The sequence below is a fragment of the Streptomyces sp. NPDC028305 genome (assembly GCF_055569495.1).
In genome coordinates this window covers 286745-307404 of record NZ_JBVHTN010000002.1, presented here as the reverse complement: position 1 = coordinate 307404, position 20660 = coordinate 286745, and the positions used below count along the sequence as shown (strand labels likewise).

The 20660-nt window shown below is 65.8% G+C and carries 16 protein-coding genes and 1 pseudogene; 12 read left to right on the top strand and 5 right to left on the bottom strand.

Translation table 11 applies throughout. The annotated features are described in order from the left end of the window. The first annotated feature begins 95 nt into the window (after positions 1-95). The 5 genes from ACZ4WQ_RS08185 to dctA all read left to right on the top strand — a co-directional run bounded on the left by ACZ4WQ_RS08185 (position 96) and on the right by dctA (position 4819). Complete coding sequence (locus ACZ4WQ_RS08185) at positions 96-1166, top strand: Ldh family oxidoreductase (RefSeq protein ID WP_398374180.1); 1071 nt, start codon at positions 96-98, stop codon at positions 1164-1166. Beyond that, entirely contained in the window at positions 1163-1465 is a 303-nt protein-coding gene (locus ACZ4WQ_RS08180; RefSeq protein WP_311722083.1) for a putative quinol monooxygenase, read from the top strand. Before ACZ4WQ_RS08185 ends, ACZ4WQ_RS08180 begins: the two co-directional genes overlap by 4 nt. A gap of 14 nt (positions 1466-1479) precedes the next feature. After that, entirely contained in the window at positions 1480-1917 is a 438-nt protein-coding gene (locus ACZ4WQ_RS08175) for a cupin domain-containing protein (RefSeq protein WP_311722082.1), read from the top strand. Then, positions 1914-3299: an aldehyde dehydrogenase family protein gene (locus ACZ4WQ_RS08170; protein WP_361182275.1), complete on the top strand. Its 1386-nt coding sequence runs from the start codon at positions 1914-1916 to the stop codon at positions 3297-3299. The genes ACZ4WQ_RS08175 and ACZ4WQ_RS08170 overlap by 4 nt, the downstream gene beginning before the upstream one ends. A 194-nt stretch (positions 3300-3493) precedes the next feature. Beyond that, the gene (gene dctA, locus ACZ4WQ_RS08165) at positions 3494-4819 is read left to right on the top strand and encodes a C4-dicarboxylate transporter DctA (protein WP_311722080.1); all 1326 of its coding nucleotides are present in this window, start codon (positions 3494-3496) and stop codon (positions 4817-4819) included. A 136-nt stretch (positions 4820-4955) separates the two neighbouring features. Here the strand turns inward: dctA and ACZ4WQ_RS08160 are convergent, their stop codons facing one another. From ACZ4WQ_RS08160 to ACZ4WQ_RS08150, 3 genes are all read right to left on the bottom strand, one after another. Next, complete coding sequence (locus ACZ4WQ_RS08160) at positions 4956-5483, bottom strand: hypothetical protein (RefSeq protein WP_358845052.1); 528 nt, start codon at positions 5481-5483, stop codon at positions 4956-4958. Between the two features lie 116 nt (positions 5484-5599). Then, complete coding sequence (locus ACZ4WQ_RS08155) at positions 5600-6274, bottom strand: 4-carboxy-4-hydroxy-2-oxoadipate aldolase/oxaloacetate decarboxylase (RefSeq protein ID WP_398374178.1); 675 nt, start codon at positions 6272-6274, stop codon at positions 5600-5602. Further along, complete coding sequence (locus ACZ4WQ_RS08150; RefSeq protein ID WP_398374176.1) at positions 6267-6893, bottom strand: aminotransferase class I/II-fold pyridoxal phosphate-dependent enzyme; 627 nt, start codon at positions 6891-6893, stop codon at positions 6267-6269. Before ACZ4WQ_RS08150 ends, ACZ4WQ_RS08155 begins: the two co-directional genes overlap by 8 nt. 126 nt (positions 6894-7019) lie before the next feature. Here ACZ4WQ_RS08150 and ACZ4WQ_RS08145 point away from each other — a divergent pair. The 3 genes and pseudogenes from ACZ4WQ_RS08145 (at position 7020) to ACZ4WQ_RS08135 (ending at position 10061) form a co-directional block, all read left to right on the top strand. Beyond that, positions 7020-7819 (top strand): annotated as a pseudogene (locus ACZ4WQ_RS08145) (NAD(P)-dependent oxidoreductase). A 169-nt stretch (positions 7820-7988) separates the two neighbouring features. Continuing rightward, entirely contained in the window at positions 7989-8648 is a 660-nt protein-coding gene (locus ACZ4WQ_RS08140) for a Glu/Leu/Phe/Val dehydrogenase dimerization domain-containing protein (protein ID WP_398374174.1), read from the top strand. A gap of 489 nt (positions 8649-9137) precedes the next feature. After that, positions 9138-10061 (top strand): carbohydrate kinase family protein, encoded by a 924-nt coding sequence (locus ACZ4WQ_RS08135; RefSeq protein WP_398374172.1) that lies wholly within the window; start codon positions 9138-9140, stop codon positions 10059-10061. A 15-nt stretch (positions 10062-10076) separates the two neighbouring features. On the opposite strand, the gene ACZ4WQ_RS08130 is transcribed toward ACZ4WQ_RS08135, so the two are convergent. Beyond that, complete coding sequence (locus ACZ4WQ_RS08130; protein ID WP_398374171.1) at positions 10077-11351, bottom strand: tetratricopeptide repeat protein; 1275 nt, start codon at positions 11349-11351, stop codon at positions 10077-10079. A gap of 1145 nt (positions 11352-12496) precedes the next feature. Here ACZ4WQ_RS08130 and ACZ4WQ_RS08125 point away from each other — a divergent pair. The 4 genes from ACZ4WQ_RS08125 to ACZ4WQ_RS08110 all read left to right on the top strand — a co-directional run bounded on the left by ACZ4WQ_RS08125 (position 12497) and on the right by ACZ4WQ_RS08110 (position 20012). Then, complete coding sequence (locus ACZ4WQ_RS08125; RefSeq protein WP_398374169.1) at positions 12497-15634, top strand: AfsR/SARP family transcriptional regulator; 3138 nt, start codon at positions 12497-12499, stop codon at positions 15632-15634. A 335-nt stretch (positions 15635-15969) separates the two neighbouring features. Continuing rightward, positions 15970-17346, top strand: a complete 1377-nt coding sequence (locus ACZ4WQ_RS08120) for a C45 family autoproteolytic acyltransferase/hydolase (RefSeq protein ID WP_398374168.1) — start codon at positions 15970-15972, stop codon at positions 17344-17346. Between the two features lie 39 nt (positions 17347-17385). Then, entirely contained in the window at positions 17386-18375 is a 990-nt protein-coding gene (locus ACZ4WQ_RS08115) for a histidine decarboxylase, pyruvoyl type (RefSeq protein ID WP_385340043.1), read from the top strand. Beyond that, entirely contained in the window at positions 18372-20012 is a 1641-nt protein-coding gene (locus ACZ4WQ_RS08110) for a hypothetical protein (protein ID WP_385340045.1), read from the top strand. The genes ACZ4WQ_RS08115 and ACZ4WQ_RS08110 overlap by 4 nt, the downstream gene beginning before the upstream one ends. Here the strand turns inward: ACZ4WQ_RS08110 and ACZ4WQ_RS08105 are convergent, their stop codons facing one another. After that, positions 20013-20606, bottom strand: a complete 594-nt coding sequence (locus tag ACZ4WQ_RS08105) for a TetR/AcrR family transcriptional regulator (RefSeq protein WP_311722074.1) — start codon at positions 20604-20606, stop codon at positions 20013-20015. It lies immediately after the preceding gene. Positions 20607-20660: the final 54 nt, after the last annotated feature.

The following is a 20660-nucleotide window of genomic DNA, read 5'->3' as shown; positions in this document are numbered from 1 at the left end:
CCCGCGCTCTCCGGCCCTGTGGTTTCCTTGAGCCCAGTGATGTATACAGGAGTGGATACATACTCGGCTCTACGATCTACACGAGGGGCTGTCCAATGCCGCATACCGTCGGCGCCGCCGACCTGCTGGGGTTCGCCGCCGCCACCACCGAAGCCCATGGCGTCCCGCCCGCGGACGCCCGTCTGCTCGCGGACACCCTGGTGACCGCGGAGCTGTGGGGACACCCGTCGCACGGGATGCTGCGCCTGCCCTGGTACCTCAGGCGTATCGAGAGCGGGGCGACGGCCGCCGTGGCCGCCCCCGAGATCGTGAGCGACAACGGCGCCGTCCTCGTCGTCGACGGCCACGACGGCCTCGGGCAGGTGATCACCGACCGTGCGGTGGGCTGGGGCGTCGAGCGGGCCCGCCGACATGGCATCAGCGCGGTAGCGGTCCGCGACTCCGGCCACTTCGGCACCGCCGCGTACTACACCCGCAAGGCCGCCGAGCGTGGCTGCGTGGCGCTGTTGGTCACCAACGCCAGCCCGGCGATGGCGCCCTGGGGCGGCCGGGAGAAGCGGGTCGGCACCAACCCGTGGTCGATCGCGGCCCCCGGCGGCCGCCACGGCACGGTCGTGATGGACATCGCCAACACCGCGGTCGCGCGCGGCAAGATCTACTACGCCAGGGAGCGCGGCGTGCCGATCCCGGAGGGCTGGGCGGCCGACGCGGACGGCGTGCCGACCACCGACCCGCGCCGCGCCGTCGAGGGCCTGATCCTGCCCATGGCCGGCCACAAGGGCTACGCCATCTCCTTCATGTTCGACGTGCTGGCGGGCGTGCTGACCGGCAGCGCCTTCGGCTCGGCGGTCGTCGGCCCGTACCACCCCTCCGGCCGCAGCGGCGTCGGCCACCTGCTGATCTGCATCGACGTCCGCTCGATGGCCGACCCGGCCCTGTTCGAGGCGCGGGTGGAGGCCCTGATCGGGGAGACCAAGTCCACCCCCACCGCCCCGGGCACGGCCGAGATCCTGGTCCCCGGCGAGCCGGAGGCCCGCACCGCCGAGCGTCTGCGCACCGAGGGCATCACGCTCGTCGACGACACCTGGGCCTCACTCGCGCACATCGCCGAGGCCACCGCCGTACCCCTGCCCCTTCCCCTCAACTCCCAGGAGCTCCCCGCATGATCGCGCTGACCGTCTCCCTCCAGGTCGTCCCGGGCTGTCGTGACGAATTCCTCAAGGCCATCGAGGAGAACGCCGAGCGCTCCTTCACCGACGAGCCCGGCTGCCAGTACTTCGACGTCGTCTGCGACCTGGCCGACGACCACCACTTCGTCTTCCACGAGATCTACGAAGACGAGGCAGCCGTCGAGGCCCATCGCGCCGCGCCCCACTTCAAGGTCTGGCGCGAGGCGGCGGCGAAGTACGTCGTCCCCGGCAGCCAGGTCAACACGCTCTCCCGCCGTCTTTTCCACCACTCCTGAACGGAGCCGCCGCCATGTGCGCCAACCGCCCTGCGGAACCGAATCTGCTCATCCACCCCGACGAAATCGAACGCTTCGACCGCGGCGGCGGGGTGGCCACCGTCCCGTACGTCGGCAAGTGGAACTCGGAGGCGGCCGTCATCACCACCGGCCAGACCGTCTTCCAGCCCGGCACCGGCCTGCCCCTGCACAGCCACAACGTCGAGGAGTCCGTCCTGATCCTCGAAGGCGAGGCGACCGCGGAGATCGACGGCGACCTCTTCGACCTGGAGGTCGGCCAGGCCACCTGGGTCCCGGCCGGCGTCCCGCACCGGTTCTTCAACCGCGGCGCGGGCGTCATGCGGATCTACTGGGTCTACGGCGGCCGGGACGTCACCCGCACCATCACCGCCACCGGCGAGACCTTCGAGCATCTCTCCGCGAGCGACAAGGGCGGTGCCCCCACCTCATGAGCGCCGCCATACGGACGGTCAACCCCGCCACCGGACAGCCGCTGGCCTCGTACGACACCTGGGACACCGCACGGATCGAGGCCGCCGTGGAGCGTGCCCATGCCGCCTCGCGCGCCTGGGCCCTGGTCCCGGTCGCCGAGCGGGCCGCACGCGTCGCCCACCTGGCCCGTACCCTGCGCGAACACAAGGACCGGCTCGCCCACCTGGCCGTCACGGAGATGGGCAAGCCCGTCGGGGAGGCGGAGGCCGAGGTCGAGAAGTCCGCCCTGACCGCCGAGTACTACGCCGAGCGGGGGCCCGGCATCCTCGCCGACGAACACGTGGCCATCGACGGTGCCGAGGCCTGGGTGGCATACGAACCCGCCGGCCTGGTCCTGGCGGTCATGCCGTGGAACTTCCCCGTCTGGCAGGTGATGCGCTTCGCCATCCCGTCCCTGCTGGCGGGCAACGGAGTGCTGCTCAAACACGCCTCCAACGTCACCGGCGGCGCGCTCGCCCTACAGGACCTCATCGTCGAAGCCGGCTTCCCCGAACACCTGGTGACCACCCTGGTCATCGCGGACGCCGACGTCCCCGACACCACCTCACGGCTCATCGAGGACGACCGCATCGCCGCGGTCACCCTCACCGGCAGCAACCGGGCCGGGGCCGCGGTCGGCGCGGCGGCCGGGCGGGCGGCGAAGAAGTCCGTGCTGGAGCTGGGCGGTTCGGACGCCTTCGTGGTCCTCGACGACGCCGACGTCGGGGCGGCAGCGGCGGCCGCGGTGCGGGCGCGCTTCGCCAACTCCGGCCAGAGCTGTGTGTGCGCCAAGCGGTTCATCGTGGCCGAGGCGGTCATGGACGCCTTCACCACGGCGTTCGTAGCAGGTGTCGAGCGGTTGCGGATCGGCGACCCGCACGACCGCTCCACCCAGGTCGGCCCACTCGCCCGCGGCGATCTGCGCGAGGCGATCGCCCGCCAGGTCGAGGAGTCGGTGGCGGCGGGCGCGCGTCTTCTCACCGGCGGAAAGCCTCTGCCCGGCGAGGGCTGTTTCTTCCAGCCCACCGTCCTCACGGACACCGGCCCGGGCATGGCGGCCTTCGACGAGGAGACCTTCGGCCCGCTGGCCGCCCTGGCCGTCGCCCGTGATGACGACGACGCCGCACGGCTGGCCGATGCCACCTCCTTCGGCCTGGGCCTGAGCGTCTGGACGGCCGACACCGGGCGCGGCATCGCGCTGGCCCGCCGCATCACCAGCGGAGCGGCGTTCGTCAACGCCGTCGTCGCCTCCGACCCGCGGCTGCCCTTCGGCGGTACGAAGCGCAGCGGTTATGGACGCGAACTGGCCGGCGCCGGCATCCGCGAGTTCACCAACACCCGCGCCTACTGGGTCGCCCCCTGACCCCTCCCTGACCGCGGCACCACCCCGAGGCCCCGCCTGCCCATATGCGGCAGGCGGGACCTTCGCATGCCCGAATCCGCACGCTCCGATCGAGGTGCGGGGATGTTTCCAAGAGATGTCCACAGAGGGCTATACAGAGATGAATGCAGCTCTGTATACAGAGATGGATTTCCAGCCTCCGAAGGAGATGAAAGATGACGTACTGGTTGCGCCAGTTGTGGGTCCAGGTTCTCATCGGCATGGCGGCAGGCATCGTCGTCGGCGCGGTGTGGCCGGGCACCGCCGAGCAGATGCAGCCGTTCAGTGACGGCTTCGTCGCTCTGATGAAGATGATCGTGGCGCCGGTGCTCTTCTGCACCGTCGTCCTGGGTGTGGGCAAGGTCGACAGCATCGGCCGGGTCGGCCGGGTCGGCGCCAAGTCACTGGTCTACTTCATCGCCCTGACCGGTCTGTGCATGGTGGTCGGTCTGGTCATAGCCAATGTCTTCCAGCCGGGCGCCGGCATGCACATCGACGCCTCGTCGCTGAGCACCGAGGACCTGCCCGAGGGCGCCGCCACCGCCCATCTGAACCTGCCGGACTTCATCCTGTCGATCATCCCGGCCACGATGTTCTCCGCCTTCACCGAGGGCGAGATCCTCCCGGTCATGCTGGTCTCGGTGCTGTTTGGCATCGGCGTCAAGGCCGTCGGCGAGCCCGCCGCGGGCCTGTTGCGCGGTGTGGAGAACCTCTCCAAGGTCGTCTTCAAGGTCGTCGGCTGGGTCATGCGCACGGCCCCGCTCGGCGCCTTCGGCGGCCTGGCGCTGACGGTGGGCAAGTACGGCATCGGCACCCTGCACCAGCTGCTGATCCTGATCGCGATCTTCTCCGTGACCTGCCTGCTCTTCATCCTGGTCGTCTTCGGCGGTCTGCTGCGCTACACCGGCCTGAACCTCTTCAAGCTCTGCCGCTACCTCAAGGAAGAGCTCATGATCATCCTGGCGACCTGCTCCAGCGAGGCCGTACTGCCGCGCATGGTCGACAAGATGACGAACCTGGGCGCCGCCCGCCCGGTCGTCGGCCTCACCCTCCCGGCCGGCTACTCCTTCAACCTCGACGGCACCGCCATCTATCTGACGATGAGCTCGCTCTTCCTGGCCCAGGCCCTCGACATCCACATGTCCCTCGGCGAGCAGTTGGCGATGCTCGGCATCATGATGATCACCAGCAAGGGAGCGGCCGGCGTCCCGGGCGGCGCCTTCGTGGTCCTCGCCGGCAGCGTCAGCATCATCGGCCACGTCCCGATGGCGGCCCTCGCCCTGATCGTCGGCATCGACCGCTTCCTCAACGAGGGTCGCATCCTCACCACCGTCCTCGGCAACGCCGTCGCCACCATCTTCATCGCCAAGTGGGAAGGAGCCTTCGACCTGGAGCGCGCCAAGGCCGTCCTCGACGGCAAAGACGTCCCGCCCCTCGCCCCCGACGAGCACGAGCAGTCGGCCACCCACCTCCCCGCCACCGCACCGGCGGCAGCCGGCTGACCACCCCTCTGGCCGAGGCGACCGCGCGGCACCGCACTATCCGACTGCCCCGGTCGCCCCGCCACGCTGAGTGAGCTGCTGCCGCTGCGCGGGTTCGCCTTTCGCCGATGCCCACGCCGCCAGGCCGGGATCCGCCTCAGCCGGCCGTCTCCACCTTGGTCGCCTTGGCCACCTCGCAGGTCTGCGGCATCGCGGCGGAGTCGCCCTTCCAGGAGGCGGACGCGAGTGCGCTCTTCATGGCTCCGGCCAGGACGGGCTGGTTGGCGAGGGTGGCGTAGACCGCCTTGTCGGGGTGCGCGGAGTTCAGAAAGCGGACCTTGACGGTGTAGGCGTAGTCCGCCGCGCCCTTCACGTTGTCGAGCTGGACGATCGCGTACAGCTTGGACGCGTCGCGCAGCTGGCACGACTTGATGCTGACCTCGACCTTGGACGTGACGGTCTGGCCGGCACCGGTTCCACCGACCGAGCCGTCCGCCGCGGCGGACGGCGACGACGACGTGGCCTTCGCGCTCGGAGAACCACTGCTGCTCGCGCTCTTCTCCCCGCTCTTCCCCTCGGTGGAGGACGATGTGTCGCCCGACCCGCCGCTGGAGCAGGCCGAGAGTGCGAGGAGGGCGGAGGCGGCGAGCGCGCCGAACGCGGCGGCGCGAGAAAGGTGGCGCATGGTGGAAGGTCCCCCGTCAGGACACGACTTCGCCGGACGGACCGGCCGACTCCGGTTCACGCTACACCTGCTGTAACCGCCTCCGGCAACGCGAGGCAAGCGATGGGTGAGGACGGCTACTCCCCCACCACGACGCCCTTCACAGCGAGGATCGGCATGAGGTTGCACATCTCGGCGACCGTCTTGCCGGACCGGTAGGCGGCGATGAGTTCGGTCTCGGTGTCCGCCCGCTGCCGTGAGGCCGCGATGGCCTCGGTGAGATTTTCGCGCCGGACGACCACGGCACCGTCGGCGTCGGCCTTGACGACATCGCCGGGGCGGATCACCTGGCCGCCGACGGTCACGGGCTCGCACAGCGGACCGATAGTCTCCTTGACCGTGCCCTTGATGCTGACGCTGTGGGAGAAGACGGGAAACCCCAGAGCCCGCAGGTCCTCCGTGTCACGGACACCAGTGTCGGTGATCAGGCCGCCCAACCCCTTCGCCTGGCAGGCGTTGGCCAGGACGTCCCCGAAGGACCCGGCCTCGGCGTAGGCGCCGCCCGAGACGACGATGACGTCGCCGGGGTGGGCGTAGTGGATGGCCGTCTGGAGCACGAGGTTGTCCCGCGGGGCGCAGACGGCCGTGAAGGCCGGGCCGCACAGCTTCATGCGGTGGTCGACCGGCTTGATGGTCGAGTCCAGGGCGCCGAGCCGGCCCTGTGCCTCGTCGATCGTCCCGGAGGAGAAGGCGCCCAACCGCCCGACGAGACCGGGGTCGGGGCGCTCGAACGTCGTGCTGAGGTCAATCATGGAGTGCCTTTGAGGCGGGCACGGCCGGAGTCAGGGCGGCGCAGGCCGCGGCGATGCGCGCGCACGATTCGGTGAGGACGTCCGTGGAGGTGGCGAAGGAGATACGGAAGTAGCCGGGGGCGCCGTAGGCGCAGCCGTGGATCACGGCCACCTGCCGGCTGCCCAGGAGGTGGCGGGCGAACTGCTCGTCGTTCTCGATCCGCGCGCCGTCCGGTGTGCGGAGGCCGATGGCGTCGGCGCAGTCGACCAGCAGGTAGAAGCCGCCGTCCGGAGGGGTGCAGCTCAGGAGCGGGGCCTCGTTGATGAGCTGGACCGTGGCGTCGCACCTTCCCCGATAGGCCAGGACCGTCTCCGCGACGAACCGCTGCGGCCCGGTGAACGCGGCGGCCGCGGCCGCCTGGCTGACGGAGGACGGGCAGGAGGAGATCTGCGACTGAAGTGTGTTGATAGCGGTCACCAGGTCGGCGGGGCCGGCTCCGTAGCCGAGCCGCCAGCCGGTCATCACGTAGGTCTTGGACACGCCGTTGGTGAGGAACACGCGGTCGGTCAGGCGCGGTTCGACGGCGGCCAGGGACCGGCTGTCCCCCCTCGCCGTACCAGATCTCGTCGTAGATCTCATCGGTGAGCACCCGGACGCGCGGGTGGTCCAGCAGGACCTCGGCGAGCGGCGCGGAGCTCGCCCCCCTAGCCCCCGGCAGCACCGGCAGCCTAGGCCCTGGGCAACGACGCCGTGGACGCCGCACTGATGGACGCCGCCGGCGGGTCCCTGCGCGTGATCGCGCTGGCGAGCATGGGCTTCGACAACGCGGACCGCACCGCCGCCGCAGAGCGCGGCATCGTCGTCACCCACACGCCCGGTGTCCTCGCGGAGACCACCGCCGACCTCACCTTCGCCCTGCTCCTCGCGGCCCGCCGACGGCTCGGCGCCGCCACCACCCTGGCGCGGGGCGGCTGGGACACCTTCCGGATGCATGACCACCTGGGCCTCGATGTCCACGGGGCCACGCTCGGCCTCGTCGGCTACGGCCAGATCGGCCGCGCGGTGGCCCGCCGCGCGCAGGGCTTCGCGATGCGCGTGATCCACCACGACCCGTACGCAGCCGACGACGGCCTCTCGACTCCGGTCGGCTTGGAGACACTGCTCGCCGAGGCGGACATCGGCATGTGCCACTCACGGCGGAGACGCGGCATCTGATCTCCCACCGTGAACTCGCCGCGATGAAGCCGACAGCGACCCTGGTCTCCACCTCGCGCGGTGACGTGGTGAACGAGGAGGCACTGCTCAAGGCGGTCCGGGCGGGCACACTGCACTCAGCGGGCCTCGACGTGTTCGAGCGGGAGCCGATGGGCGAGGACCTCTCCCCGCTGGTCACCGAGCCGTACGTCGTCACGCTGCCGCACATCGGATCGGCCACGGACAACACCCGCGCCGCCATGGTGGACCTGGCCGTCGGCAACATCCTCGACGTCTTCCACGACCACCCCGCACGCACCCCGCTGCCCGGCACCCCGGCCGTCGCACCTGAAGACGGAAGACACCAGTGAACTCAACCGACCACTTCGACGCCGTACTCCCCGATTTCGTGCGCTGCAGTACCGGAGAGCCCGAGTTCCACCAGGCGGCCCGCGAAGTGCTCCAGGTACTCGCGCCGGTGCCGGCCGCCTACCCGGAGTGTGTGAACTCCCGCATCGTGAAGCGCGTGTGTGAGCCGAAGTGGCAGGTCACCCGGCGTTAACGCGTGGAGTTCAGCAGCGCGCTCGGCCCGCACGAGGGACGACTGCACCTAACCTCCGTCCCGGCACGAACCTCGGCATCGTGAAGTTCCTCGGCTTCGAACAGGTCCTCAAAAAGGCCCTGACCGGCCTCGGCGGCGGGAAGTGCGCCAGCGACGTCGGTCCCAAGGTCCCTTCGGACACCGAGTTCATGTACTTCTGCCAGTCCGTCATGGCCGAGCTCCATCGTCGCCTCGGCGAGCACATCGATGTGCCGGCCGGTGACAGCAGCGTGACCTCCCGGGAGATCGACGGACGAGGCCCTCGCCCTCGCGGAGGGCGCCACGATGCCGGGTGCGCCCGGGGTCGTGACCCTTCTACGGGAGGCGGGCGTGTTCTTCGGCCCGGGCAAAGCGACGTCCGCCCTGCAGATGCAGCAGAACACCACCCGTCGGCTGTGCGAACCCGGAGAAATCCACGGACTACCGCATGGCTGGAGACTCGGATCAATACGCGTCCGCAAACACCATTGAGCGTAAGCGTAAGATCGCATTCAGTGATAGGGTCTGAACTCACGGCGAGCGCCGCCCCCCTTTATCCATGTTTATCATCAGAAGGAGAAGCATGCGTCAGTCTCGACGGCACACAGTATTTAAGGTGACTGTTGCGGCATTGAGCACTACTTACGCAATCCCCATCATGATGGACATTTTGCGCTTCATGATCTAGCGTATAAGGTAAATAAAAGGACATCTCCCACTCGGGCCAAGTGACCGTGGCGCAACATCGACCTTCACCACAAGCAACAAGGCGGCGAAGGTCGATGTTACACAAAAGCGACCCACCTCCATCGAATCAAGGAGCCCCCTTGGTTTGCATTTGCCACTACTGAAAATACAACCGACCCATCGAGAGCATCCCATCCCGGCACTTGAGGGCGGACACAACAACCTCTCCCAGGACACCCACACCGCCGAGCGCCAGTCCTCACCGGACAGACTTCTACATGCGCATTGCAAGCGTTCCGTCCAAGCGCCTCCCCCATGCTCGAAACCGCGGGCCCCAGCGAGGCGTTGCGGGTGATCCCCCTACCCCTTGCGGACCACGGCCCTCAAGCAGCAAAAACCAACAGGGGGAGACATAAAGAAAAATGGCACACTTAGTTATCGCGGGGGTCACTCGGCTGTCGATGATCATGCCGGTCGAAGGATTCCCGCTGGCCTACACCGCCTACCGGCGACCAGCATGGATGCGGTGCTCGGTGGTAGGTGGCGCGTACAACATCGCAAGTGCCCTCCTGAGCCTCGGGGATACACCTCGGCTGTGTACAGCGGTGGGCTCCGACGCGGCAGGGCAAGTCATCAGGGCAACACTACAGCGCTCCGGGCTACTCGGGCCTGGTGTAGTCGCTGTTCCGGAATCGGCGAAAACGGTGATTCTGGTTGAGTCTGATGGACGCGTGGCCCGCAGCGGCTGGGCCAACACCCCGTCCGACTACCCAATGCAGAGTTTCATCGAACAAGCCGTTGGCACCGATCTTGCGGTGATCAGCAGCAATCCCTTCGGCGAACCCTTCCTGCGGGTGGCGAAGGAGCTACTGCAGCTGCCGATCGCAACAGATCTGCACGCAGCCAGGGACCACGATGACATCAGTCGGCAACCATGGCTGGAGTGCGCCGACGTGATCTTCCGCAGTCACGAAGGGCTCTCCTGCTCCCCACAGGAGTGGATCGCGAACGTGCTCCTGCGGTACCCAGGATGCCGCATCGCCACAGTAGGCAAAGGCGATCGGGGATGCGTGATGGGCCTCAGGGATGGCAGACTGGTCGAAATCGCAGCCGTGAATCCGCGGCCTGCGTGCAACACCGACGGCGCCGGAGACGCACTGTTCGCCGCTTTCTTGCACGGATGGCTCGCCTCCGGCGAGCCGGTAGAGGCGCTGGAGTCGGCCGTGATCTTCGCTGGTTGGAAAATCGGTACAGAGTCTGCTGCAGAGGGCTTTCTGACCGACGGGGAACTCGCAGCTCTGCGCTGTGTGTACCCGGTGCAGACCCGAGTGGGTACATGGCGGTAGGCGAAACGGGGGGAGTCACCGATCAGTTCCCGCTCCAAGACTCCCACGAAGATCTGCAACCCGGCGAGCGTCCCGTTCAGCATTGAGCCGGGCATAAACAGCCTCGGCTCGCGTGTAAAAGCGTCGAGCCGAGGCCGTGTCGTTCTCACGCTGCGCGAGTGTGCCCAATGCTTCGTAAATTGCACCCGATTCAAAGGCTTCGCCGGCTTCGCGCAACACTTCCAGAGCCGCCGTGAGGTGGCGCCGTGCAGCCTGAACATCGCCAGCGCGCAGGTGTGCTTCACCGACCAGCCGTTCGGTGAGCGCCTCGTAGGGGTCCCCGGTATTGATGAGCGCTTCCCGCGCCAGCGTCAGGTAAGCCAGAGCTGATTCATGATGCCCCGTCAGGCTTTCTACTTCACCTAGAGCCGCGAATCCGCGGGCGGTTCCGCGAGTGTCACCTGCCTCTTCACGGACGGAAATAGCCGTCTGCAGGATGGAACGGGCCTTCCCCCAATCCCCCAGACGCCGGTGGGTGAGGCCGATGTTGTGGAGGACAAGCCCTTCACCCCTACGGTCGCCAATCTCACGGCGCAGGGAGAGCGCCGAGGTGAACTCTCGCAAGGCGTCCTTCGGCCTGCCAGCATCCCGTAGCGCGATACCGAGTCCGGTCCGCAGCCTGGCCTCGGCCACCGGGTGGCGGCATCGTACTGCCGCAGTGACACCTAGTTCATGAGAGGAGATCCAGTCATCGTGATACCGGAGATGGATGAAAAGGGTCCACATGGCCTCGGCCAGCTGCCATGTCTCCGTATCAAGACCCGAATTCTCTGCCATCCGCTGGACAGCGAGCAAATTACCGCGTTCGCGATCAAACCACTCGAGAGCAGACGTGGTATCCGTGAAATTTACCCGAGGGCTGTCTGGATATGTGTACTCCACTCGAGGTCGCCGTCTCTGCGGGTACAAGATGTGGTCGGCAGCGTTTGCGCTGGAAAGGTAGCAATCGATGATGCGTGTTATAGACTCGCGACGCTGGCCTCCGGTTTCATCCGACTCGGCGCGGCCTCGGGCATGCTGGTGAATCACGTCGTGGAACCGCAATTGCTCAGGCTCGGGTGAGGAAAGCAAATTGGCATCGACAAGATCCATCAGACAATCCGACACATGATCGATAGTGGGTGTTGTTGCGGCGACCGCCTCGACCACCTCCATGCCGAACGCGGCTCCGGGATGGAGACTGAGGCGGCGGTACAGGCGTGCAGCACCCTCAGACAGTACTTCGTACGACTGATCAAGGCTGGCAGTCAAGGAGACCTCCTCATCGGGTCCAGCCGAACGAAGGGCCGTGAGCTCTGCAGCCACCGAAGCAACGGTCCACCCCGGCCTGGAAACCAGCAGCGCAGCGCCCACACATACTGCGAGTGGGAAGCATCCGCACGACGCCACCATTTTCCGCGCAGCGGCGCTGTCCATCGCGACACGGTCCCACCCTGCGATCTGACCCAGCAATTCGACGGCAGCGTCGAGGTCCAGCGGGTCCAGAGAAACAAGCTCAGCGCCGTCAAGAAGCAGTGGGGTTAGTCGCCACCGACTTGTCACCAAGCAGCACGCATTCGGAGACGCGGGTATCAGCGGCCGGACTTGCGCTGCCGACAGTGCGTTGTCACACAAAACCGCAATGTTCCGCTCAGCAGTGACAGTTCGGTAGAGAGCGACTCTTTCTGCGAATTCCACCGGAACCTGGTCGGCCGGCACGCCTAGCGCCCGAAGGAACTGCGCAAGGACCGCGCTAGGAGCGATTGGCTCCCCATGGGAATGCCCGCGTAGATCCACGTACAGCTGACCGTCAGGAAAGTCCTCCTTGTGATCACGCAACCACCGCAGGGCCAAGGATGTCTTACCAACACCTGCAGGGCCGGTAATGATCGCCGCAGATGGCATCGTACGCTCGAGCAGCGTGTTGAGGATCCCAAGGCTCTCGGTTCGGTTAATGAAGTGACGTGGCGTTGGAGGGAGTTGCCACGGAATTAGCCGCGGGTGGTGGGCAGCACTGGCACCCATGTATACATCCCCGTAGATCGCGGCGGCTTGCACGCTGGGCCCGTGGACTGTACCTGCCAGGATGTTGTGCCCCACCGTGCGCCATGCCCCCGGGGAGCCAGCTGCCTTGCCCAGCATCCCTACATCGTCATCTTCGCTCAAGCCGCCTCCAGGCCGAGACGCGTGCATCGGACACACAACTCCGCGATCAATCCACTGTTCGATACGCGTGTCGAACGAACGCTTCACCCCTCACCAGCGACACATCCCCTACACGCCAACGGCACGCATCCGAGATCAATATGCCCAGCGCATCCGCCCGGTAACACACCCTCTATCCACTATGGCATGTACGTGCCATACTGGGCCACCTCAGGCGATGAACGGGAGCGACCGGCGCGAAGGGGACGCTGGTGGAGTTCCAATTACTGGGCCCGCTGGAGCTATGGGTCAACGGTTCACAGCAACGCCTCGGTTCAACGAAGGAGAGATATCTCCTTGCCGTTCTATTATGTGCGGACGGAGCTCCCGTTCCGGCTGACACACTGATAAGACGAATCTGGGATAGCTCCCCTCCTGCCAGCGGCACGGCCACATTGCAAAGCAATGTCTCGCGCCTTCGCTCCAGGCTGCGAGCTGCCGTTGGTGATCAAGCCAGCATCGGATTCAGCGCCAGCAGTTACACCCTCCATGTTCCGTCAGACGCAGTCGATCTCCGACGATTCGAGCGCCTGTATCTTCAGGCCCGCGAAGCAGCCCATCAGGGCGACATCCAGCATGCAACACTGCTGCTACGCCAAGCGGAGTCCCTCTGGCGCTCCGACCCGCTCGCTGAATTCAGCGGAGGCTGGGCCACTGCTATGAGGCGGAGGTTATCCGAGCGTCTGCGACAGGTCAGGGAACAACGCATCAACCTAGAGCTTGATCTCGGCCGCCATGCCGATCTCGTGGCGGAGCTCTATAACTTGGCAGATCATGAGCATGATCCGGAACCCTATGCCAAGCACCTAATGCTGGCACTCCATCGATGCGGTCGACACGGCGCTGCCCTCACCGTATACCGGGACACGCGACGACGTCTCGGTGAAATTCTCGGTGCTGATCCGAGCCCGGAACTTGAGAACCTCCATCAGCGCATCCTCAAGCGAGATCCCGGTCTCCTACTCCAACCTTCCGAGCCAGTTCGCCGCCAACCCCTCGGTCCTCCGGACAATCTTCCTCGTGACATCAGTGACTTCAGCGGGCGCAGATACGAACTGGCTGTGCTGTTGGCAACGCCCAGCACCAAGGCAACCGCACTGCCGCTCACTGTCATTCATGGAATGGGCGGCGTCGGCAAAACGGCGCTGATCACCCATGCCGCACACCGCCTGCGGGCTCGCTACCCCGATGGATGCCTCTACGTCCATTTACGTGCCCATCATGGGCAACCACCGGTCGATGCGGCGGATGCGCTCGCAATCCTGCTCCAGGCCGTTGGCGTACCTGCCGAAGGGCTCCCTGCCAGTCTCGACGCGAGGGCGGCCCTATGGCGCACACGCACTGCCCACCGCTCGGTGCTCCTGCTACTCGATGACGCGCGGAGCGCCACGCAAATTCGACCGCTTTTGCCCGGTACACCAACATGCCAAGTCTTTGTCACCAGCCGCCATCGACTTTCGGATCTAGAAGGAGCTCAGTCGCTCTCTCTCGATGCTCCGGACACAGCGGAAGCCGCTGTTATGTTCACGCGCATCGCAGGCTCCCACCGAAAATTCGACAGCTCTGCTGTGCGGCAGATTGTAGCCCTTTGTGACCGGCACCCCCTGGCCATCCGCCTCGCTGCTAACCGTTTTCGACATCGCGATGCCTGGGACGTACATGATCTTGCTGAGCGGCTAAAGCAATCGGCCAATCTACTCGAAGAGATCGACACTCCTCTTGGCATCGCAGCCGCCTTCGATCTCTCCTACGCCGAACTCCTCAAGAAGGATCAGCGATTCTTCCGCTTCCTCGCTCTGCACCCCGGTCCCGATCTTTCTCTTCACGCCACAGCAGAACTCGCCGGCGTAGACCTCGCTGAAGCCCGTAGAAGCGTGGACGAACTGGTCGATGCCCATCTTCTGGAAGAACCCGTAAAGGATCACTACCGTTTTCACGACATGGTCCGTGACTTCGCTCGGAAGACCGGTGAACAGCATGATACTGAGTCCGAGCGCCGGGATGCCGAACGACGCGTATTGAATCATTACCTCGCAGTGGCCGACATCTGCGATCGCCTGGCGTACCCGCAACGTCGGCGTCTTGACGTTTCAGAGGCACTCCTCTCGCACATGATGCCAGAATTTGGCACAGCAGACGCAGCGTCGGTATGGCTTGATTTAAACCGCGGAAACCTTGTCGCAGCCGCCCGTCTAGCCGCATCGGAGCATCCTGAGCACGCCATATTCTTTTCCCACGTGCTCGACCACGCATTCCACGTCTGGGGCATGTGGGACGTGGCTGCCGGCCTCAACGCATCGGCACTAACGGTTGCCCGCAACCAGGACAATGCTACAGCGACCGCTCAGTTTCTCATCGAACGTGCTGCTCTCCTGCGCCCCCAAGGCGCTCACAGGGAAGCCCTCCGGCACGCAGAGGAGGCCCTGGCGCGTGGCCGAAACATGGGTGACGTGTGGATCCAAGCTGAAGCACTTGAGCAAATAGGCATCGTTGATCTCGTCTCAGGGCGATTACATGAAGCACTCCAAAATTTCCACGAAGCCCTACCGCTACATCGACAGATCGCAAACCTCAGCGGGGAGGCAGAGGCGCTCAATCACCAAGGAATAACACTGGCACATCTCGGGCATCTCGAGGAAGCAACATGCCAATTCCGCGCCACACTCGAGCTACACCAGAGTAACGGGAACATGCACGGCCAGATAAAAGCGCTTAACAATATCGGCGAAATTCACAGCCTACAGGGACGCCAAGAAGAAGCACGAGAGTACTATGAAAGATCACTCGCTCTTGTGAGAAAATTCGGCGGCAGACAACAGCTCGCGATCCTCTACAACAACCTCGGCAACGTATGCCGCAACGGGGGCGACAGTGCGCAGGCACTGGCTTACTTTCAAAAAGCACTGGAGAATTATGGAGCCATACGCGATAAGGCAGGTCAGACAGATTCGCTTGTCAACCTCGGCATCACGCATCTGGCGCGGAGACAATATACTGAAGCCCGCAACCACTTAGCTCATGCCGACGAAATAGCGCGAGAGATTGACGACCAGCAACAGAGACAACGCATTCTGGCGGCAACAGCAGCGATACAGAGTGAATGCGGCCAGGACAAGACTGCCCTAGAGACCTACCGCGAAGCACTTAAAGTCGCACAGGATCTTGGCAGGCGGTACGAGGAGGCTCACGCTCATGAGGGCATTGCTGGAATCATCGGAGGCATCCAGGGAGCCGATGCCGCCAAAGCACACTTGGCCGCAGCACTGCGGATTTACCAAGAATTACATCTCATTCAACAGGAAGAATCGATACGGCAGCGACTCAACTCTCTGGGTGGAGAAATTCCGTAAAGATATCCACCGCCATAGGGCGCCCATGGTCAGCATGCTGCGCGGCGGAGGGTGCTGAGTTGCTCGCGCTGCGGCATAATCACATGGTGCCGCACCGAAAAACCAACCATCGAGCCTTCCATGAGCCGTTGACCAGTTCTGGACAGCTCACGGCCGCTTCGACCCGGGCCGCTGACCACCCTCCGGAAGCTGGCAGGGCCCGCGCCGCGTCGCGCGATGGCTCGCGAGTTGCCCTATGGTGATATGCGGGGGTTTGGCCACCAGTGGGGGCGCGGGCGGGGAGGCGGCCGACCCGGGGGCGACACACACAATGTCTCGTGAATGGGCGATATCCCATGGACGACAAGGTTGTGCCGCCGGGCGAGCCGGTGCCGGAAGAGGGCTGGATCTACCTTCGTCTCGAAGGAGACGCGAAACACCGCGGCGAACAGCACGGGAAAGCGCTGGCCAAGGAACTACGAGACGCCCTCGACGTCGGCGACTTCATGGCCGAGTGGGACACCGGTGAGAACCTGAAGTACTTCGCCGGTCTGGTCGGGGAGGCGTTCGGGCCCCTCGACGACGAATACCTGGACGAGATCAGGGGCATCGTCAAGGGCGCCACCGGCGGAAAGGCCGCGTTCACACCCAGGCGAAAGGTCCCCATCACCGAAGAGGTGCTGATCGCCTGGAACGCGTACAACGAGCTGGTCGGGACGTGGTGGCCGCTGGATCCGCCGCAGGACACGGCCGTCGGCACGCGCGTCAGAAGCTCCTCGGGGCGGTGCAGCGCCTTCGCCACCACGGGCGCGGCCAGCGACGGCGGGAAGATCGTGATGGCCCACAACACCTGGGACCGTTACGCCATCGCCGAGTGTTACAACATCATCCTCGACATCGTCCCTCCGGCGGGCAAGGGACATCGCGTGCTGATGCAAGCGGCCCCCGGCTACATCACCAGCGGCGCGGACTGGGTGGTGACCGACGCGGGGCTGATGATCTGCGAAACGACCATCGGAAGCTTCACCGGACACTTCCTCAAGGGCAAAACCCCCGAGTTCCAGCGTTCCCGAAAGGCCGCCCAGTACGGCGACAGCATCGAGACATGGCAGCAGCGGATGCTCGACGGCAACAACGGGGGCTACGCGAACACATGGCTCGTCGGAGAGGCCAAGAGCGCGAAGAAGAGGATCGCGCGCATCGATGTGGGCTCGGCCCAACACGGCTCCGAGGAACGCACCGACGGATACTTCGCCTGCTACAACGTCGCCTCGAACCTCAGGGTGCGCAATCAGGAGACCTCCGATCCCGGCGCCTACTCCGACCTCCGCGGCAACGGGGCCCGGCGCGTGCGCTTCGACCAGCTGCTCGGCAACTCCGTACGGATGACCGCCGAGCAGGCGCAGAAGGTGATCGCGGATCACCACGACGTCTACTGCGACAACGCCATCCGCCCCGGTTCACGGTCGGTCTGCGGACATCTCGACCTCGATGACGGCCATGCCGGCAATCACGGCCGGGAGCCCTTCTACCCCCACGGGGCCAACGACGGGAAGGTCATGGACAGCGACATGGCGGCGAACATGACCTTCCAGGCCCGCTGGGGCAACTCCTGCGGCCTCCCCTTCGACGCCAAGGACTTCCTGGCGACACACCCGCAGTACGAGTGGTTGACGGGCTGGTTGCGCGACCGGCCCACCCGGCAGTGGGCCACCTTCCCCCCGAAGCGGTGAACGACAGCGTCGAGAACCCGAGCTGGAAAGGGAAACGACATGCCGAACAACCCGACTCCCGGCGACATCAAGTCCGTGGTGCGGAACGCCATAGGTCCCATGGAGGAGTACGCCATGGGCTACCTCAACCCCGTGGGCACCAACCCGGCACCCACACCCTCCTCGCAGGGCACCGGATACATCGCGACCATGAAGCTCTCCGTGGGCACGGTGAAGATCGACGAGGCCGACATCCTGGACGAGGGCACCGAGAACATCGTGTCCTACGACCGATGCGAGGCGACCGACGCCAACATCAGCCAGATCAACATGGGCACCGCCTCCTCGTTCTGCGGGCTGAACGGCGCCCTCTGGGGATACCACCTCGCGGAGGCGGAACTCCCCAAGACTCCGGTCTTCACCGTTCCCGCCAATGGGGGCGGCAGCAAATCCTTGGACGTCTACGACGCCACGCCCCTGCTCGACGCGACCTATCGGCTCTTCGGCACCGTTGACGTCCCACGGCACCCGCCCCTCCCCGGAGCCCATGTCATCTGCGCCAACAAGAGCATCACCGTACGCGGACCCTCCTACGCCTGGGCCTTCATCGCGATCGCCATCGCGGACGACCCCACGGAGAGCAACCTGTTCATCGAGGACTGCGGCGAATTCCCCGCGCGTCCGTACGAGACGAACGGAACGAAGACGGTGTTCCCCACGGGCGACCAGGTCAAGGACCTCCTGCTGAAGCACGAGTGGGCTGTGGCGAAAAGCGTCCAGATGTGCGGAGCGGACTACCGCAAGAAGGCCTACTCGAAGATGTTCGCCGTCAGCCGAGCCGTGTACGCCGCGCCCGGCGAGGTGGGCTCCGCGCTCGCCTGTGCCCCGTACGTTCTGCTCGCCCAGAACGATCTCCCGACGAAGTGGACGACGGACAAGCTGGTCGACAGCGACCTCGCAACGTGGCAGTCGGCACGGTGGAGCGACAAGCTTCCCGACTACCCCTACCCGGACCGCTCTGTCGTCGGCGCACCGAAGGAGCAACCGTGAAAGCCACCAAGCTCGAGAACGACATCACGGACCAGTGGGCGCAGCTCTTCCCAGTCGCCGGGTACACCTCCGGATGGCCACAGAACAAGGACATCGCTCACCTCTTCATCCCCACCACGGATGCGGTGCACGACGCCAATGACAAGATCGGCGCCCTCCGCAAGCGCCTGCCGGAGATCTCCGACGCCGACCTGCGCACGACCGCCGACAGGCAGCTGACGCTGCTCGCCACGCAGCTCGCCTGGCCACAGCCCGGCGTGGCGGTCCAGGACTGTGGCGACGGGGCCTTCTACATCGATCTCCTCACCGGCAAGGCGTTCGGTCGCCCCGACCCCAGGAAGTGGCTTCCCGGCTTCCTCGACAGCGCCGCCAAGAAGATCGACTTCGAGACGGAGCGGCTGACCAAGATACCGCTCGACGTCACTCACCGTAGGCAGTGCCTCACCGCGGCCGCCTACTGCGAAGCCACGATGCGGATCCTCAAAAAGAACCACTCGGCGAAGATCGACACTGTCCTGAAGAAACTGGACCACTTCAAGCAGACAGTGGACGGATCGATCAAGGGGCTCGACGCGGACGATGTCCCGACCGTGATCCACGCTCTGCGGGAACACACCGGCGCACCCACGTACACCGAGGGATATCCTCAGCTCCTCGCCGACCTGTACGACTTCGTCCCCAGCGCCGCGGACCTGGACACGACCGCGACCACCTGGCTCGAGCAGGACCTGACCATCGTGAAGGCCCTGGCCGCCGAGCTCGCGTCCCTGCTGAGGCTGCCACGCGGCTCCTCCGTCGGCGACGTGTGGGCCGAAGTCGGCCGCAAGTGGCCGGTGGGCGCCATCCGCGTCAAGGACGCCGCGAAGATCTGCGCGAACTTCGCCGACGCGTATCTCGTCGAGGTCCCCGCAGGACTCAAGCTGAGCCCGACGCCGCACTACCTGGAGCCGATGATCACGGGCGGGCAGGACATCGCGGTCGACTTCCTGACGGACAAACCGCAGTCGTGTCTCTACTACACCGAGGACAAAACCAGCGCGCTGCTCACGATGCTCAACGTCGTGGTCCACGAGTACTCGCACGGCATCAACTTCGTGCTCTCGGCCCAGCGCGCCGACTCGCCCCTGCTCAACCTCGCCGGGCCGATGCAGGTGCCCCTCACGGAGGGGCAGGCGTTCTGGCGCGAGTGGGACTTCTCGCACGCGGCGGCCGACATCGTCGGACACTCCGGCCTCACCGGCAGACAGTGCGACTACCTGAATCTGTACGGGCAGACCACCGCTGAACAGTCCCAGGCGATCCGCGCCGCCCAGTTCGAGACCTACATCTGGCGTGTGGTGCGCCACCTGCGGGCGATGTGCGACGTCGAGGTCAACATGGGGTGGCGCACATTCGTGGACTTCCTCGACCAGGCCGGCGAACAAACCGGCCTGACCGAGGAGTTCCTGTTCGGCGAGTGCTTCACCTTCCTCGCCCAGCCCGGCTACGCCCCTGCCTACGCCATCGACGGAATCCGCTACGGGCAGCTCCAACAGCAGGCCGTCGCGAAGGCCGGCACGGTGAAGGACTTCAACACCAAGGCGTCCGCCATGGGCTTCTACCCCTGGACCATCTGCGATCGGAAACTGCGCGCATAATCAGGCCGGGTGGTCGAGGGCGCTGACAATCAGCGCTTCGAGTTGCTGCGCCACGCGGTCCAGGGGCTGCATGCTCCGCTTGGCGCGGCACATGGCGATGGCGCCCTCGACGGAGGCCACGATGAGGGCCGCGAGGCCCGTAGCCTGGTCGGGGGCGGCACCGTGTTTCCGTAGGGCTTCGGCGAGCAGCTGCTCCCAGGAATCGAACGCCTCGGCCGCGGCGACGAGGGACGGGGGGATCTCACCGTCCGCCGCCGGCTCCTCGACGGAGACGGCGAGCACCGGACAGCCGGCGCGGAAGTCGCTCTCCACGACGATGCCACGCCACAGAGCCAGGAAGGCGCGCAGTCCGGCGGCCGGGCCGGCGTCCAGCTCCTTGCGCACGATGCGGGCGACCGCCTCGCCCGCGTACCGCACCGCCTCGGTGGCCAGTTGCTGCTTGCCCTCGGGGAAGTAGTGGTAGGTCGAGCCAAGCGGCGCCTTGGCGTGTTTGGCCAGCTCCCGGATGCTGGTGGCGCTCAAACCGCGTCTGCTGATCATGTCCGCCGCACCGGCCACGATGCGCTCGCGCGACGGCGCGCTGGATTTGGCCAAGGCCGAGCTCCCCTCTGGATATAACGCTTGTCATAGTCTAGCGTGGCCCCCGCT